The organism is Methylobacterium brachiatum (assembly GCF_900113845.1).
Taxonomy (GTDB): domain Bacteria; phylum Pseudomonadota; class Alphaproteobacteria; order Rhizobiales; family Beijerinckiaceae; genus Methylobacterium; species Methylobacterium brachiatum.
This window is the reverse complement of sequence record NZ_FOQW01000011.1, coordinates 75110-90767: the sequence shown is the minus strand read 5'-3', so window position 1 is coordinate 90767 and position 15658 is coordinate 75110. Positions and strand designations below refer to the sequence as shown.

Annotated in this window: 20 protein-coding genes; 6 read left to right on the top strand and 14 right to left on the bottom strand. The window is 70.2% G+C overall.

What is annotated here, in order from left to right:
• Positions 1 to 156 precede the first annotated feature (156 nt).
• From BMZ47_RS15920 to BMZ47_RS15900, 5 genes are all read right to left on the bottom strand, one after another.
• Complete coding sequence (locus BMZ47_RS15920) at positions 157 to 1290, bottom strand: branched-chain amino acid ABC transporter substrate-binding protein (protein ID WP_091863375.1); 1134 nt, start codon at positions 1288 to 1290, stop codon at positions 157 to 159.
• Between the two features lie 104 nt (positions 1291 to 1394).
• Entirely contained in the window at positions 1395 to 2510 is a 1116-nt protein-coding gene (locus BMZ47_RS15915; RefSeq protein WP_208601061.1) for a branched-chain amino acid ABC transporter substrate-binding protein, read from the bottom strand.
• Positions 2511 to 2928: 418 nt separating this feature from the next.
• Complete coding sequence (locus tag BMZ47_RS15910; protein WP_007563333.1) at positions 2929 to 3252, bottom strand: hypothetical protein; 324 nt, start codon at positions 3250 to 3252, stop codon at positions 2929 to 2931.
• A gap of 186 nt (positions 3253 to 3438) precedes the next feature.
• Positions 3439 to 3702 carry a hypothetical protein gene (locus BMZ47_RS15905; RefSeq protein WP_091863374.1) on the bottom strand — a complete coding sequence of 88 codons (264 nt, stop codon included), beginning with the start codon at positions 3700 to 3702 and terminating at the stop codon, positions 3439 to 3441.
• A gap of 221 nt (positions 3703 to 3923) precedes the next feature.
• Positions 3924 to 4430, bottom strand: coding sequence for a hypothetical protein (locus BMZ47_RS15900; RefSeq protein WP_039902899.1), 507 nt, complete (start codon positions 4428 to 4430; stop codon positions 3924 to 3926).
• Between the two features lie 421 nt (positions 4431 to 4851).
• Between BMZ47_RS15900 and BMZ47_RS15895 the strand changes: the two genes are divergently transcribed.
• Positions 4852 to 5451, top strand: coding sequence for a PAS domain-containing protein (locus BMZ47_RS15895; protein ID WP_007563339.1), 600 nt, complete (start codon positions 4852 to 4854; stop codon positions 5449 to 5451).
• Between the two features lie 28 nt (positions 5452 to 5479).
• Here BMZ47_RS15895 and BMZ47_RS15890 read toward each other — a convergent pair whose 3' ends face one another.
• On the bottom strand, positions 5480 to 5803 hold the full coding sequence (locus BMZ47_RS15890; RefSeq protein ID WP_091863471.1) for a winged helix-turn-helix transcriptional regulator: 324 nt from the start codon (positions 5801 to 5803) through the stop codon (positions 5480 to 5482).
• A 150-nt stretch (positions 5804 to 5953) separates the two neighbouring features.
• On the opposite strand from BMZ47_RS15890, the gene gstA reads away from it, so the two are divergent.
• The gene (gstA, locus tag BMZ47_RS15885; protein WP_091863373.1) at positions 5954 to 6583 is read left to right on the top strand and encodes a glutathione transferase GstA; all 630 of its coding nucleotides are present in this window, start codon (positions 5954 to 5956) and stop codon (positions 6581 to 6583) included.
• 15 nt (positions 6584 to 6598) lie between these two features.
• Here gstA and BMZ47_RS15880 read toward each other — a convergent pair whose 3' ends face one another.
• The gene (locus BMZ47_RS15880; protein ID WP_091863372.1) at positions 6599 to 8272 is read right to left on the bottom strand and encodes a hypothetical protein; all 1674 of its coding nucleotides are present in this window, start codon (positions 8270 to 8272) and stop codon (positions 6599 to 6601) included.
• A 302-nt stretch (positions 8273 to 8574) separates the two neighbouring features.
• Here BMZ47_RS15880 and BMZ47_RS15875 point away from each other — a divergent pair, with 302 nt between their 5' ends.
• The 3 genes from BMZ47_RS15875 (at position 8575) to BMZ47_RS15865 (ending at position 10185) form a co-directional block, all read left to right on the top strand.
• The gene (locus tag BMZ47_RS15875; protein ID WP_007563347.1) at positions 8575 to 9084 is read left to right on the top strand and encodes a ferritin-like domain-containing protein; all 510 of its coding nucleotides are present in this window, start codon (positions 8575 to 8577) and stop codon (positions 9082 to 9084) included.
• Between the two features lie 169 nt (positions 9085 to 9253).
• The gene (locus BMZ47_RS15870; protein ID WP_091863371.1) at positions 9254 to 9817 is read left to right on the top strand and encodes a cysteine hydrolase family protein; all 564 of its coding nucleotides are present in this window, start codon (positions 9254 to 9256) and stop codon (positions 9815 to 9817) included.
• A 170-nt stretch (positions 9818 to 9987) separates the two neighbouring features.
• A complete protein-coding gene (locus BMZ47_RS15865) occupies positions 9988 to 10185 on the top strand; it encodes a hypothetical protein (RefSeq protein WP_007563351.1) in 198 nt (65 codons plus the stop codon).
• A gap of 97 nt (positions 10186 to 10282) precedes the next feature.
• On the opposite strand, the gene BMZ47_RS15860 is transcribed toward BMZ47_RS15865, so the two are convergent.
• Positions 10283 to 11053 (bottom strand): SDR family NAD(P)-dependent oxidoreductase, encoded by a 771-nt coding sequence (locus BMZ47_RS15860; protein WP_091863370.1) that lies wholly within the window; start codon positions 11051 to 11053, stop codon positions 10283 to 10285.
• Positions 11054 to 11217: 164 nt separating this feature from the next.
• Between BMZ47_RS15860 and BMZ47_RS15855 the strand changes: the two genes are divergently transcribed.
• Positions 11218 to 11841, top strand: coding sequence for a TetR/AcrR family transcriptional regulator (locus tag BMZ47_RS15855; RefSeq protein ID WP_007563356.1), 624 nt, complete (start codon positions 11218 to 11220; stop codon positions 11839 to 11841).
• A 73-nt stretch (positions 11842 to 11914) separates the two neighbouring features.
• Here BMZ47_RS15855 and BMZ47_RS15850 read toward each other — a convergent pair whose 3' ends face one another.
• The 6 genes from BMZ47_RS15850 to BMZ47_RS15825 form a co-directional block, all read right to left on the bottom strand.
• Positions 11915 to 12733 carry a hypothetical protein gene (locus tag BMZ47_RS15850; protein WP_091863369.1) on the bottom strand — a complete coding sequence of 273 codons (819 nt, stop codon included), beginning with the start codon at positions 12731 to 12733 and terminating at the stop codon, positions 11915 to 11917.
• 295 nt (positions 12734 to 13028) lie between these two features.
• Positions 13029 to 13373: a DUF1330 domain-containing protein gene (locus BMZ47_RS15845; RefSeq protein WP_007563362.1), complete on the bottom strand. Its 345-nt coding sequence runs from the start codon at positions 13371 to 13373 to the stop codon at positions 13029 to 13031.
• Between the two features lie 62 nt (positions 13374 to 13435).
• Positions 13436 to 14128 (bottom strand): orotidine-5'-phosphate decarboxylase, encoded by a 693-nt coding sequence (pyrF, locus tag BMZ47_RS15840; protein ID WP_091863470.1) that lies wholly within the window; start codon positions 14126 to 14128, stop codon positions 13436 to 13438.
• 68 nt (positions 14129 to 14196) lie between these two features.
• Positions 14197 to 14550, bottom strand: coding sequence for a BrnA antitoxin family protein (locus BMZ47_RS15835; RefSeq protein WP_007563366.1), 354 nt, complete (start codon positions 14548 to 14550; stop codon positions 14197 to 14199).
• Positions 14537 to 14887, bottom strand: coding sequence for a BrnT family toxin (locus BMZ47_RS15830; RefSeq protein WP_342029066.1), 351 nt, complete (start codon positions 14885 to 14887; stop codon positions 14537 to 14539). The genes BMZ47_RS15835 and BMZ47_RS15830 overlap by 14 nt, the downstream gene beginning before the upstream one ends.
• Entirely contained in the window at positions 14884 to 15510 is a 627-nt protein-coding gene (locus tag BMZ47_RS15825; protein WP_091863367.1) for a uracil-DNA glycosylase family protein, read from the bottom strand. Before BMZ47_RS15825 ends, BMZ47_RS15830 begins: the two co-directional genes overlap by 4 nt.
• Positions 15511 to 15658 lie beyond the last annotated feature (148 nt).

Here is a 15658-nt window from a genome sequence, read left to right as displayed (position 1 = left end):
TCATAAGGCTTCGGCGCCCCACGGTCGTTCGACCGATAGAGGTACCCGCCTCCGCCGGGTCGACGCACGGGTCCCGGGATTCCAAAGGGCCCGCGGCCCTTTGGCGGGGCTCGGGGCGCGGCGCCCCGAGAACGGCGCATCCGACCGGGCGTGACCTTACGGCGTCAGCTCGTGGCCGGAATAGTCGATCTTGCCGTCCGGGCCCTTCGTCCAGACATGCATGACGTAGTCGAGCCGGGTGATGTCGCCCTTCGTGTCGTAGGCGATCGGGCCGATGACGGTCTCCACCGGCTTGCCCTGGTGCAACCAGTCGGCCAGCGCCTTGCCGTCGCTGGAGCCGGTCTCGGCCACCGCCTTGGCCAGCACCTGCACCGCCGCGTAGGCGTAGAGGGTGAAGGCCTCGGGATCGATGTTCTTGGCCTTGAACGCGGCCACCGCCGCCTGGGCGTTCGGGTTCTTGCGCGGGTCGGCCGGGAAGGTCATCAGCGTGCCCTCGGCGGCCGGGCCGGCGATCTGGGCGAATTCCTTGTCGGCCACGGCATCGCCGCCCGCCACGATCGCCTTGAGGCCCTGGTCGTGCATCTGCCGGAGGATCAGCCCGGCCTCGGTGTGGTAGCCGCCGTAATAGACCAGATCGACAGTGGCGGATTTCAGCTTGGAGACCAGCGCCGAGTAATCCTTCTCGCCCGGGTTGATGCCCTCGACCATCACGGCCTTGCCGCCCTTGGCCTTGAACGCCTTCTGGGTCTCGTCGGCCAGGCCCTTGCCGTAGGGGGTCTTGTCGTGGACGAAGGCGATGCGCTTGTCCTTGAAGTGATCGGCCAGATACGCGCCGGCGACCGCGCCCTGCTGGTCGTCCCGTCCGCAGGTGCGGAAGGTGTTCCACATCCCGCGGTCGGTGAACTTCACGTTGGTGGAGGCCGGGGTGATCTGGATGATGCCGGCGTCGAGATAGACGTCGGAGGCCGGGATCGACACGCCGGAATTGTAGGTGCCGACCACCATCTTCACCCCGGCGCCGGCGAACTTGTTGGCCACCGAGACGCCCTGCTTCGGGTCGGAGGCGTCGTCGCCGACCACGCTCTCGAAGGTCCGGCCCTTGATGCCGCCGGCCTTGTTGATGTCCTCGATCGCCTGGCTGGCGCCGTTCTTCACCTGCGCCCCGAAGGCCGCGTAGGGGCCGGTCAGCGGCGCGGCGATGCCGATCTTCACCGGTCCGCCCTTGTCCTGCGCCTGCGCGGCGCCCGCCGTCAGGAGCCCAAGGAGACAAAACGCCAGGGTTGCTCTCACGATACGCTCCCAGATCGAACAGGGCGCCCCCGGGGCAGGGCGGGGCGGTTACCCGGAACGCGCCGCAGATCCGGCGGCGCGCGCGTCACGGCGTAGCGCCGGTCCTACGGCGCGATCTCGTTGCCGGCGTAGTCGATCCGGCCGTCCGGGCCCTTCTTCCAGGCATAGATGACGTAGTCGGGCCGGGTGAGGTCGCCCTTCTTGTCGTAGGCGATCGGGCCGACCACGGTGTCGATCGTCTTGCCCTGGTGCAGCCAGTCGGCCAGCACCTTGCCCTCGCTCGAGCCGGTCTCGGCCACGGCGCGGGCGAGCACCTGCACGGCAGCGTAGGCGTAGAGCGTGTAGGCGTCGGGATCGATGTTCTTGGCCTTGAACGCGGCGACCGCCGCCTGGGCGTTCGGGTTCTTGCGGGCATCCGGCGAGAAGGTCATCAGCGTGCCCTCGGCGCCGTCGCCGGCGATCTGCACGAACTCCTTCGGGGCGAGGCCGTCACCGCCGACCATCGTCGCCTTGAGGCCCTGGTCGCGCATCTGGCGCAGGATCAGCCCCGCTTCCGTATGGAAGCCGCCGTAATAGACCACGTCGACATTGGCCGACTTCAACTTGGAGACCAGCGCCGAGTAATCCTTCTCGCCCGGGTTGACGCCCTCGAACAGCACCTCCTTGCCGCCCTTGGACTTGAGCGTCATCTGCGTCTCCTGAGCCAGGCCCTTGCCGTAGGCCGACTTGTCGTGGACGAAGGCGATGCGCTTGTCCTTCAGGTGCGCGGCCAGATACGTGCCGGCCACGACGCCCTGCTGGTCGTCCCGGCCGCAGGTGCGGAACGTGTTCCACATCCCGCGCTCGGTGAACTTCACGTTCGTGGAGGCCGGGGTGACCTGGACGATGCCGGCGTCGAGATAGACGTCGGAGGCCGGGATCGACACGCTCGAGGCGAAGGCGCCGACCACCATCTTGACCCCCTCCGCGGCGAGCTTGTTGGCCACCGAGACGCCCTGCTTCGGGTCGGAGGCGTCGTCGCCGTAGACCGCCTCGAAGAGGCGGCCCTTGATGCCGCCGGCCTTGTTGATGTCCTCGATCGCCTGGCTGGCGCCGTTCTTCACCTGCACGCCGAAGGCCGCGTAGGGCCCGGTCACGCCGGCGGAGATACCGATCTTCAGCGGGCCGCTCTTCTCCTGGGCCTGCACGGCACCGATCGTCAGAAGACCAGCGATGGCCATCGACAGTATTGTTCTCACGCCCGCCCCCGCGCTCAAAGATGAAGCCGCGCCTGCAGCCTGAGGCAACAGCGCGGCCAGACTCGTGGGTCGCCCACCGATCTGCAGCGACACAGGCTTGAGCTTGTTTTCAACCTGACCCGCCGTCAAGGCCGCAAGCATTCGGGATGCCGCGCGCGGGTTTCATCTGACGCGGTTCCGGGGCCGAAGCCGCGACGCGGGCGGGCCTGGCCCGCGGAATGAGGGTGTGGGATGGCGAGCGCCGCTCGGCGGCGGCCCGGCCCGGGAACACCCCCGAGGGCGGGCATTCAGCTCGCGAAAACGCCTCCCCGGCACGAGGCACCGAGGAGGCCCTGTCATGTCCCGTCGTCTGCGAGGGCGAGACCCATCGCGGCCTCAGCCCAGCGCGCCGGCGGTCCGGTCAGCAGCTCAGGCGGCGGCCCTCGCGACGCCCAAAGGTCCGGTAATGCGCCGCGCCGGATTCCATCTGGCCGTTCGACACCGCCCGGCGGACATCCGGGTTGCAGCGCAGGTACTCGCGCTCGTCGAACCCGCCATAGGCGCGCTCGCCGTAGCCGCGATCCCCCCGATAGCCGCGGTCACGCCCCCGGTAATCGTCGTCGCGATCCCGGCCGCCGTAATCCCGATCCCCGTAGCCGTAATCGGGGCCGCGCTGCGCCTGAGCCGGACCGAGTGCGGACATCACGCCGAAGCCGACGGCGACCGCTGCCAAAAACGCTTTCATCGTACCTGTCTCCTATCGGAGGCTTGAAACGCGGTGCGCCGCAGATGGTTCGATCGGCCTCCGGAGCCGTCTCGGGCGCGCCGGATCCGGCGGCGGCGCGGCGCATGAAAAAGGCCCGGCCGCGGTCTCCGCCACGGCCGGGCCTGCGATGGGCAACCCGGGACGCGGCCCGGGCGGCGTCCCGCCTTACATGCGGTGCATCATCTCGCGGCGCATCATGCGGTGACGCATCTCCCGGTGCATCATGCGACGCTCCATGTGCCGGCGCATCATCCGGCGCTCCATGTGGCGACGCTCCATCCGGCGCTCCATGCGGTCCATCTGGACGGTCGAGACGATGTCGGCCGGGGCGGCGACGGCGCCGGGCGCGAGCGGGGTGGCGGAGGCGGGGGTCGCGACGGCGGCGCCGAGGGCGGCCAGCAGGGCCGCGGTGAGGATCGTGGTGCGCAAAGGATGTTTCCTCTCGTGCCGCCATTGGGGGGCGGTGGTTTCTCTAGGAACCGTGAGCGGAGCAAATCCTTCCCGGGTCCAGCCCAGCAAGCCGCAGGCTGCCGAGATGGTTCCGTGGCGGCCCGGACCGGGCGCGACGCCGCGTGCCTGATCGCGAGGTCGTGACGGGCGCGGATCCCCGGCGGCCGCCGGGCCACCGCCGGAGAGGCGGTTGAGGCCGATCAGGCTTCCAGGCGCGGCACCGCGCCGGGGGTCGGCAGCGGGTGGCTCACGCTCGTCGCACCCAGATCGCCACGGGGCTGGCCGTTCAGCTCCGACGGGGCGGGGCGCGGCAGTTCCAGGGCCGGCAGCGTGATGCTTTTCGAGTCGTTGCGCAGCGTGATCTGCTTGACCGCGACGGCTTGCCGGCCCCGCATCAGCGGGTTTTGGCGCACGTAGCTGATGAATTCCTCGGCCGCCCGCAGCTTAGACTTGTTCTGCTCGGCCTCTTCCGCCCGGATCCGCTCGGCCTCGGCTTCCCGGATCTTGGCCTCCTGGGCCTGGTGCTGCAGTTCGAGCGACGCGAAAGCAAGCCCCGTCGCCGCACGATCGAAGACAGAGCTCACGCGCAATGTCGGGCTGGAGAATAAAATATAAATGCTGTTGGCGACCAGAAACGTCGTCACCAAAAACACGCCCAGATCGGCCACGTGCCCGCTGACGGTCCAGAAGACCAGCACGACCGCCAACGATAGGACGGAGAGTCCGAGAAGAATATACCGCAACGCTGACATGATCTAGCCTAAGTTCATTTTTTTGAACCGAATTGATGGAATTTATAAAGGTTTCGGCCCTGAAAGGCAAATCTAGCGGCACCTTCTGCGATCCACAGCCTTCGTTCCCGGCCTCGGCTGCGCGCCCTCGCACGCCCCGCTTCGGTGCGCCGCAGCCCTGCAACGGCCGGCCCTCCGGGACCGAACGCCGCCCCATCCATCGATGCGGACGGCGTCCCGGTCCGACGGCGCGCCGCGCCGCGCCCGAGCCAAGCGCGGCTGTTGCCGACGCGCTCTATTCGCCCGACGATTTCTGTTACATCCGGCTCATAAGCCCACGCAGGTTCAGTAACCGGCAATGCGCGGGCGTACGATACCGATATCGGGGGATATCCTGTTGGACCATTCGGACGATGTCGTCTCCGAGGCGGCCCTGATCGCGGCGCTCGACGCCTCCGGCGGCGTCGGGTTCTGGATGTGGGACATCGTCAACGACGACGCGCGCGCCGATCCGGTCACGGCGCTGCTGTTCAACATCAGCCCGGCCCGGTCGAGGGCCGGGGTGAGCCTGGCCGAGATCCTGAGGGCGGTCTATCACGAGGACCAGGCGCACATCTCGCAGGTCATCCTGGATTGCGTGCAATCCGGCGGCTCCTACACCGCGGAATACCGGGTGCAGTCCCCGGAAGGCCGCCTGCGCTGGCTCTTCACCCGCGGGCATTTCTACCTGGACGAGGCCGGCCATCCCACGACCGGCCGGGGCGTCGTCGTCGAGATCTCGGACAGCAAGCCCACCAGAACCGCCTTCGCGACCCGGGACGGGCGCACGATCGAGGACGCGCTGAACAAGACCGCCGATTTGTGCCTGTCCCTGCACAACGCCGTGTCGGAATTCGGCGACCCGCGCATCGTCGCCCTGACCGAGACCCTGCTGCTCGAGATCGGCAAGCACTTGGCCGACCGGCAGCGCTCCGGGCCGAACCCGTCCCTGCATTGACCGCGACGGGCGCGGGCCGGGGCGGCGCTCAGACCGCGTTACGCTGCTTCAGCCACAAGCCGAATTCCTGGACGACGGCCACGACCTTCTTCAGGCGCAGGCCGTCCTTGGTCAGCGCGTAATCCACCTTGACCGGCGTCGTCGGATACACGGTGCGCTTGATCAGGCCGGCGGCTTCGAGGACGCGCAGATCCAGGGTGAGCATCCGCTGCGAGATGCCCGGCATGTCGCGCCGGAGCTCGTTGAAGCGCTTCGGCCCGTCGATCAGGTAGGACACCAGGAGCAGCCGCCAGCGGCCGCCGAGCAGGTGCATCGCGTGCTCCACGGAGCAGCCCGTCACGGTCTCCCTCATCGGCATGAACCCCGGCCGGGCACAGTATAATTCTTGTGCCCAACGCTCAAACTCTTGCGTTCTTCCGCCATCATCTCGTCTGCGCTAGGCATAACTCAGGAAACCACGGTTTCCGACATCGCCGCAACAGCGCGTTTTCCGAGTCTATCCATGAAGCTGTACTACATCCCCGCGAGCTGCTCGCTCGCGCCGCACATCGTCGCCCACGAGCTCGGGCTCGACCTTACCGTCTGCCGCGTCGATCACGCCACGCACAGGACGGAGGCGGGCGAGGATTACGGCGCTATCAACCCGCACGGCTACGTCCCGGCGCTGGCCCTCGACGACGGCTCGGTCCTGCGGGAGGGCCCCGCGATCCTGCAATACCTGGCCGACTTGAAGCCGGAGGCGCGCCTGGCCCCGGAAAACGGGAGCCTCGCCCGCTACCGCCTCCAGGAAATGCTCGGATTCCTCAATTCCGAGATCCACAAGGGCTTCATTCCGCTGCTCTACGCCCGGCTGGCGGGGCGTTGGGTCGAGACCGCCAAGCCCAGGCTCGCGGCGCGCTATGCCTGGATCGACGCCCAGCTCGCCGGGCGGGACTTCCTGATGGGCGGCACGTTCACGGTCGCCGACGCCTACCTGTTCGCGCTCACCGGCTGGGGCCAGGCCCCGTGGCTGACCTCGTATTACCGGGCCGACATCCAGTTCGACGACCTGCACAACCTCCGGGCCTGGTACGGCCGGGTGCGCGGGCGCCCCGCGGTGCGGCAGGCCCTGCAGGCGGAGGGGCTGCGCTAAGCCCCGGCCGGGGCCTCAGAACGGATAGTAGCGCAGCGAGGCCAACCCGGTGACGAGGTGGGCGGAGGGCTGGGTTCCGGAAGCGCCCCGGAAGGCGTCGCGCTCCGTGTAGGAAGCCTGCGCGCCCGCCACGAGCCGCCCATACGCACCCTTGTACAGGTCGTGCCAGAAGCCCCCGGTGATCTGCCGGATGTCGCGGCTCTCCGCCTGGCAGGTCCCGCTCGCCGCCCCCTCGACGGCGCAGCCCGTGACCACCAGGGTGGGCGCGCCGTAGCCGGTGACGTTGCGGGCCCCGGCCCGCGACGCGTGCTCCCAGCCGGCATAGAGGTAGACGTCGGTGCCGGGCTGGATATGGGCGACCGCGCCGGTCAGCAGCTGGAAGGCCGGGATCGGGGCGATCGACCCGTCGGCCTTGAGGGCGAAGTCCGGCAGCTGCGCGGAGCCGTAGCGGCCGATGCCCTCGCCGACGAGGCCGCTGACCTGGACGTCGAGGACCTTGTCGATCACCGGCAGGGTCGCGGCGCCGCCGATGCCGTAGCCGAGGGCGCTGTCCGAGCGGCCGGGGAGGCGGGTCGCGGCCGTGATGTTCGTCGCGCTCAGGCGGTCGTCGAAGAAACGCACCAGCCCCTTGACCTCGTAATGGCCGAAGCCCGGCTCGACCGCGAGCTTGCCGACGATGTCGGGGGCGCTGTTGTTCGAGTAGGTGGTCGCGGTGTTGAGCAGGCCGGCACCGTCGCCGGTGTTGTTGAGGTTGACCAGGCCCGGCGCGGCGAACGGGCTCGGCGGCAGGACGCTCTGGGGCGATTCCGCCGACAGGCCGGCCCAGAGCCCCGGCGCCAGATCCTTGACCACCCGCACCTGCGGATTGCGGGTCCAGTTGAAGCCCGGCACGTATTGCGCGTCGATCGTGAGCGGGACCTGCTCCTTGAGCGCCGTGATCCCGGCGAGATCCGTGGTGATCAGGCTCCAGGCCTGGCCCGCCAGGACGTGCCAGCCGGAATCCAGGGCGTCGACCGTGGCGAAGATCTGCCGGACCCGCGGCACGTAGCTGTTGCTCTCGCGCGAGTTCGAGGTGGTCCCGGCCGCCAGGAAGTCGATCTCGTAATAGCCCGAGATCTGAAGCGTCGGCTCGACCTTGGCGGTGAACAGGCCGCTCAGCCGGCTCTGCCGGGCCGAGAACCGGAACTCGCTCTCGCGCGCTTGCGGGCTGTTGCGGAACGGGATGCCGTTGAAGTCGCTCGCGACGTCCGAGACGAGGTTGGGATTGCGGAACACGCCCGCCAGCTCGACGAAGCCCCCCGGAGTGAAGCAGATCGCCGGCCCGAGCGCGTAGCTGCCGGCGTTGCAGATCAGGTCGTTGGCGAGGATCACCGGCGTATGCTCGGAGGCGGCCGGCCGCGCCCCGCCGGGGCCGCCCACCTGCGCCACCCGCTGCTGACGCTCGGTCCGTGCGGCGAGGCGCTCCTGCTCGTGCGACAGGGCCCGGCGGGCGCGGGTCTCGCCGGCGAGCGCGCTGCGCTGCGAGCCCGCCTGCCGGCGCAGGGCCGCGAGCTCCTGCTGCATGGCCTGCATCTGCCGCTGCATCGCGTCCATCCGGGCCGCCATCGCGGCGGCGTCCTGGGCGCGGGCGGGGAGGGCGGTGAGGCCGGCGGCGAGGGCCAGGGCCCCCGAAAGACGGACGCGGGACATCGAGCGTCACCCCGTGCAGGCGCGGTCCGGCAGGCGGACCGGAGGTGGGTTTCCGGCCTTGTCGGGCTGGTTCTGCGACGCGGGCGTGACGGCACCACCTTTAATCCCCGCGCCCGGCCGGAAAGCCATCTTCTGCGCGCGGTGACCGGGTCGCTGTGACTCGGAGGCCACGCGCTCGGCGGGCGCGCCCGGGGCCGCTCGGGGCGGAGGCTGCGACCTTCCGACCGGAACTTGGCCGTGACGCCGCGGCGTTGTCCCCAAGATCGGATCGTCACGATCCACAACCATCGCGAGACAGCAGCATGACCTCTGACATACGCTCGATCTACGTCACGGCCCTCAAGAACACCCATGCCGTCGAGATGCAGGCCCTGCAGATCATGGAGCGGCAGGTCGAGCGCCTGGAGCGCTATCCGGAGATGGAGCAGGCCCTGCGCCGGCACATCCAGGAGACGCACGGCCAGCGCCAGCGCCTCGAGGAGGCCCTGCAGAGCCTGGGTGATGGCCCCTCGGCGCTGAAGGAAGGGTTCCTGGGCTTCGTCGGCAACATGATGGCGCTCGGCCACGCGCCCGCCCAGGACGAGATCCTGAAGAACACCTACGCCAACCACGCCTTCGAGAATTTCGAGATCGCGGCCTACGAGTCGCTGCTCACGATCGCGGACGCGGCCGGCCAGCAGGCCCACCGGACCGGCTTCCAGCAATCGCTGAAGGAGGAGCAGGGCATGGCCGAGGCGGTGCGGTCGCTGATCAAGCCGACCACCGAGCGCTACCTCGCGCTGACCACGGCCGGCGAGAAGGCCGACCGCTGACGCGACCGATCCCGGCCGGCCCGCTCCGGGCCGGCCGCCCATATCCCCCGCAGGAACATCGCCGCCCATGCGCGTGAGCGCGGACGCACGGACCGAGACCGGGTCATCGCCCGACGCGCAGGCGGACGACAGCGGAGGATCCGCGACAGAGCCCCTCGGCCGGTCCTGCATGCATCTCTGCGTCGACATGCAGCGCATGTTCGCCGAGCCCACCGACTGGCAGACCCCGTGGATGGCGCGCGTGCTGCCGCAGGTGCGCCGGCTGGCCGAGGCCCATCCCGACCGGACCGTCTTCACCCGCTTCATCCCGGCCGCCCGGCCCGGCGAGGGGCGCGGCACCTGGGCGACCTATTCGGAGCGGTGGTCGGGCATGACCCGCGCCGAACTCGATCCGGGGCTGATCGATCTGGTCCCGGATCTGGCCCGCCTGGTCCCGCCCGCCGCGGTGATCGACAAGACCGTCTACTCGCCCTGGCTCGAATCCGACCTCGACGCGCGCCTCCAGGCGCAGGGCGTCGACACCCTGATCGTCACCGGGGCGGAGACCGATGTCTGCGTGCTGGCCGCCGTGCTCGGCGGCGTCGATTTCGGCTACCGCATCGTGCTGGCCACGGACGGCCTGTGCAGCTCCTGCGACGAGGCCCACGACGCCCTCATGGTGATGTACCGGATGCGCTACGGGCACCAAGTCCTGACCCTCACCACCGACGAGATTCTGGAACGCTGGCCGTAAGCGCGCTGCACTGCACTGTTATAGTCAAGCTCTGACGAGATCAGGCCGGACAGGCCCCGGGGGACGAATACGCGATTCACGCCGCTTGCCGCGCGAAAAACAGTCGCGGACGGCGAACCGAATGGCAGCGTGACCGTTATGTCCTCGAACACTATTTCGGAGGGAAGGACATGGCCAAGCACGAGATCCTCGGGTACTTCGAGCACCGCCGCGACGGGGCCTGGGTGTGCGTCCGGCCGTTCACCCTCACCACGCGCGACGCCAGCGTCGATATCCGCCAGGGCATGCGCTTCGACTACGGCAAGCGCGTCGGCGGCCTCGACCTCGCCGAGTACCTGGAGCAGCTCGGCTCGCAGTTCGGCTCGTAGGAAGCGTCCCGTCCGGCCAGGCGCCGGCGGGCCCTCTTCGGACATCCCGTCTTTCGCGAGGGGCGCCGGGTCGACAGACCCGGCGCCCCTCGCCGTTTCAGGCCCCGCCCCACTGCATCGTGAGGCCGCCATCGACCACCAGCGTGTGGCCGGTGACGTAATCGGACGCGCCCAAGGCGAGATACAGGATCGCCTTGGCGATCTCCTCCGGCTGGCCGGCGCGATGAAACGGGATCCGCTCCAGGGACTGGTCAAGCACCTCGGTCTTCTCGAAGCGGTCGGCGGTCATGGGCGTCTCGATCAGGCCGGGGGCGACGTTGTTGACGTTGATCCGGTCCTCGGCGAGCTCCCGCGACAGGCTGCGGCACAGGGAGCCGAGCCCGGCCTTCGACATGCCGTAGGGGGCGCTCTCGGGCGTCGGCAGGTGCTGGGCCACCGAGGAGACGAACACGATCTTGCCGGCGCCGCCCTGCGACCGGCGCATCCCGATGAACGGGCGCGCGCAGAACAGCGGGCCCATCAGGTTCACGCGCAGGATCCGCTCCAGCACCGCGTCGTCCATCTCGGCGACCGGCATGCCGCTCATCGCCTGGCCGGCATTGGCCACCAGGATGTCGAGCGTGCCCAGCTCGCTGCCGATGCGGTCGTAGGCGGCGTTCACCGCGGCGGGATCGCCGACATCGAGCTGCAGCACCACGGCGCGGCGGCCGGCGGCCTCGACCCGGGCCGCGGTCTCGCGGATGCCGGCCTCGTCGGTGTGGTAGGTGATCGCCACGTCCGCGCCCTCCCGGGCGAACAGCTCCGCGGTCGCCTGCCCGATGCCGGAATCGGCTCCGGTGATCAGGGCTCGTTTGTCCGTCAGCATCATGATGCGCGCCTCGTTCGCTGGCCGCCCTGAAAGCGGCCGGATGCCGGGGCAATGGGTCGGGCCGGGGAGGGTTCCGAACGCGCCGACCCGCCGCAGATAATCGTCAGCCGGGGGTGGCCGGGGGTCTTTGACGCCCGGCGCGCCCGTGCCCTAGTGAGGAGCGTATGTCCCTGGAAGCCCCGACCCCTCTGCTGGCGGAGGAGAGCGCGCCCACCACCCGCTGCCGCATCCTGGCGACGGCGGCGGGCTACTTTCGCGAGATCGGCTACCAGAAGACCACCGTGGCGGACATCGCCCGGACGCTGAAGATGAGCCCAGCCAACGTCTACCGGTTCTTCGATTCGAAGAAGGCGATCAACGAGGCAGTGCTGGAGCGGCTGATCGGCGAGATCGAGGCCCTGGTCTCGGAGATCGCGGCCCGGCCGGGCCTGACCGCCACCGAGCGCCTCGTGGCGGCGATCGACCTCCTGCACCGCGACTGCACGCGGCGCTGCGAGGAATTTCCCCGGCTCCACGAGATGGTCGAGGCGGCCATGGGCGAGAGCTGGGAGGTCTGCCGCCACCACATCGCCCGGATCACCGCCGGGTTCGAGCGCATCGTCCGCGAGGGCGTGGAGCGAGGCGAGTTCGAGGCCGCCGACCCGGCGGAAGCGGCCGCCTGCATCCATGCCGGCATCGTCCGCTACACGCATCCGCTGCTGGTCGGGCAGGCGGCCCTGCAGCCGGTGCCGTCCCTCGAGGCCATGACCGCATTCCTGTTGCGGGGCCTCGCGCCGAGGGGACGATAGTCCGGCACGCGGGCCGCCGACGGAGGGATCTCTTAGATCGCGGGACGCGCCGACCGATCGAACGGCCGTCACCTCACGTCCCGGGCATTCCGTTCGGCGCCTTGACGGCCCCTCGCGCGGCGTGCCGGATCCGGCCGGGATGATCCTCCACCATCCGGATCGCGTGGAGGCAATCGGCCTCGTGATCGGTCCCGCCATGATCGCGGGCTAGCAAGGCCTTCAGCGTCGGCGTGTCGAAGCGGCCGGCCCCCGCCCCGATCCACCAATGCAGCCCGGCCTTGCTCTGGACCGCCGTTGCCCAGGACGACCCCTCGCCCCAGAGGCCGACCACCAGGAACCAATCCGTGGCGCCGATGCGGACGCGATGGTCGATACGGAAATGGTCGCCGATGCGAACATCGCTGCCGATCATGGCCTGCCAGCCGATCGTCGTACCGTCGCCGATGAAGGCGCGGGACCCGATCCTGGCGCGAACGCCGATCCGCGCGTCGACGCCGATATAGGCGCTGGACCCGATCGTGGCGCCGGTTCCGATATCGGCGTCGTTGCGGACGGTGGCACCGTCGCCGATCCGCGCCCTGTCGCCGATCCGGACGCGGGCCTCGATCTCAGCCTTCTCGCCGATGCCGGCGCGGAAACCCACGATGGCGCCGGACCGGATCCTGGCGCCGTCGCCGATGACCGCGTCGCCCAGGCAGGCCTCTTCGTTCACGATGACGTCGGCCCCGATGACGGCGCCGGGCCACACGGTGGCGCGCGCCTCCAGATACGCGGTCGGATGAACGCGGGCCGAGCACCCGACGATTGCGCCGGGCGACCCGTCCGGGTTGGGACGGCGGACGGCGTCGGCCTCGTGAAAGCCACCGAAGCGGTGGCGGAAAGACTCGGGCATGGGGAGCGCCGGGAACGTTGCGACCGGATCCGGCGGAACACCGGATCGAATCACAGTCCGTCCGGCGCCCGCGACGAGCCGGGCCGGTTACGCGACCGCGGGGCCGCAGCCAAGCCGGCATCGCACGGGATATCGACGGCCTGACCAGGCATCTCCTGCACGCGACGTGCCCAGGCAGGCGCGGGCATGCGGCGCGCGATCGCGACCCGATCTTCGACGCCGTCGCCACCGCGCTTCAGGGCCTGTCGATCCCGCACCCGGCCCGTGATGGATAGGCCCCCCTCGGACGGGAAGCCTATTCCGAGGCCCGCCCCGCCTCCGGCGCCGGCTCGGAGGTGCTCGGCTGCGGGCCGTCATAGCCCTCGATCACCAGGATCTCGGCCTCGACGCCGCCGCGCTGCTTGGCCTTGGCCGCCTGGTAGAGATCCGAGTTCCAGCAGGCGAGGGCGTCGGCGTAGCTCGGGAACTCGATCACCACGTTGCGGGACCGGGGCTGCCCCATCACCGCCTCGAAGGCGCCGCCGCGCACCAGGAAGCGCCCGCCATGCTTGGCGAAGGCGGCGCCGTTGGCGGCCACGTAATCCTTGTAGGCCTCCGCGTCGCGGACATCGACCCGCGCGATCCAGTAGCCCTTCGCCATCCTGCGCCTCATCGGTTGCGGAGGTGAGATGGATTCCGGTTGCCGGAAGGCAATGCCGGGATTCAGGCGAGTTCGGCGACGATCGCCTGCGCGACCGCGCGGGGATCGGCGGCGCCAGTGATCGGGCGCCCGACCACCACGTGGTCGATCCCGACCTTGCGGGCATCGCCGGGGGTCATCACCCGCTTCTGGTCGCCGGCCTCCGCGCCTGCCGGGCGGATGCCCGGGGTGACGATCAGCCGGTCCGGCCCGACGATGCGCCGGACCGAGGCCGCCTCGGCCGCCGAGCAGACCAGGCCGTCGACGCCGATCTCCGCGGCCTGGGCGGCGCGCTTGGCGACCAGCTCGGCCACCGGCAGGCCGTAGCCGGCCTCCGCGGCGTCGGCATCGTCGTAGGAGGTGAGCACCGTCACGGCCAGGATCCTCAGATCCGCCCCCCGCCCGCGCACGGCCGCCCGCATGGTCTGGGGATAGGCGTGCACGGTGAGGAAGGTGGCGCCCAGGCCCGAGGCCGAGCGCACGCCCTCCTCGACGGTGTTGCCGATGTCGTGCAGCTTCAGGTCGAGGAACACTTTGAGGCCGCGCGCCGCCAGCCGCTCGGCGAGCGCCAGGCCGCCCGCATAGCCCAGCCGGTAGCCGATCTTGTAGAAGGTCGCGGCATCCCCGATCCGGTCGATCAGCGCCTCGGCCTCGGCCACGCTCGGGAGATCGAGGGCCACGATCAGGCGGTCGCGGGGGTCTGCACGCACGGTCATCGGGGCGTCCTTCGGGCTGGCGGCACGGATCACGCCGCGGCGATCCCTGTCAATCCGGCCCGGGCGCGTCAGCCGCGCTTGACGGCCCTGGACCGCCGCTTGCCGCGGGCGATCCCCGCGGCCAAAGCCTCGTTCATGCGCGCCTGCCAGCCGGGACCGCCGGCCTTGTAGGCGGCGAGCACGTCGGGATCCACGCTCAGGGTGAGCTGTACGCGCCCGCTCTCAGCCTGCGAGGGGCTCCCCTGGGTCAGCGCGGCGTAGACGGCGGGCGGAAGCACGTCGCGGGCCGGGCGCAGACGCGCAAGTTCCGCATCGGTCAGTTCCTCCGAATCGGGATTGTTGGCGATGGCCGCCTGCAGGAGCGCCTCCTCGGCATCGCTGAGGGGAGGCGCCCTTCGCTTGGTCGTGTCACGCGTCGTCATAGGCCATCCGTTCCTTCCGGCTCGCCGGGCGCAGGCTGATCGCCGAAACCGCCTCGGTTCCGAGCACCGCGAAGGTGAGGGTCACGAGCTGCAAGTCCAGGAAACCGACGGCCTTGAAGCGGCGCCCGCCGGTCTTGCTCGCGTGGGTCTCGCTGACCAGGGCGGTGTCCCATTCGAAACGGGCCTGTGCATCGGCGAAATCCAGGCCATGCCCCTCGGGCGGCGGCCTGAGGTTCCTCTGACGCTTCGGCTCGTCCCAGACCATCCGCACACGATTTTGTAGCGCCCGGATGGCGGCGCCGTCGAGCCTGTTCAGCCCTGCTCCGAGACGTCTCACCCGCCCAGCACCCGCGCCACCTCCGCCTTCAGCACCGGCAGCAGCTCCGCCTCGAACCAGGGCTCGCGCTTGAGCCAGCCGTTGTTGCGCCAGGACGGATGGGGCAGGGGCAGGACCCGGGGGCGGCGGGGCTCGGCGAGGATCGTGCGCCAGCGCCGCACGGTGCCGGTCAGGCCGTCCTCCATCCGGCCCAGATGCCAGGCCTGCGCGTACTGGCCGATCACCAGGATGAGATCGAGGTTCGGCAGGCCGGAGAACAGCTCCGTGCGCCAGCGCTCCGCGCATTCCCGGCGCGGCGGCCGGTCGCCGCCCTTGGCGTCGAGGCCGGGGAAGCAGGAGCCCATCGGCACGATCGCCACCTGCGCGGGGTCGTAGAACCGCGTCTCGTCGAGGCCGAGCCAGCTCCGCAGCCGTACCCCGGACGGGTCGGTGAAGGGCAGGCCGGTGCGGTGGGCCCGGGTGCCGGGGGCCTGGCTCGCCACGCAGAGCCGCGCGCCGGTGCTGCCCTGCACGATCGGCCGCGGCTCCTGGGGCAGGGGCGGCCCGTAGAGCGGGCTGTCCCGGCAGAGGCGGCAGGCGCGCAGGCGGGCGGCAATGTCTTCGAACGGGGCGGGGGACGGCATCCGCCCAAGATGGCGAGCGGCCGCGCGGAAACCAAAACAACCGGCGCCAAAAAAAACGGCGCGGTGTCGCGCCGCGCCGTCGTCAGTCGGGTCTCTTGCCTTGGGGGGAAGGCCCCTCCCTCCTACGCCGGGGCGGACAGGCGCGCCG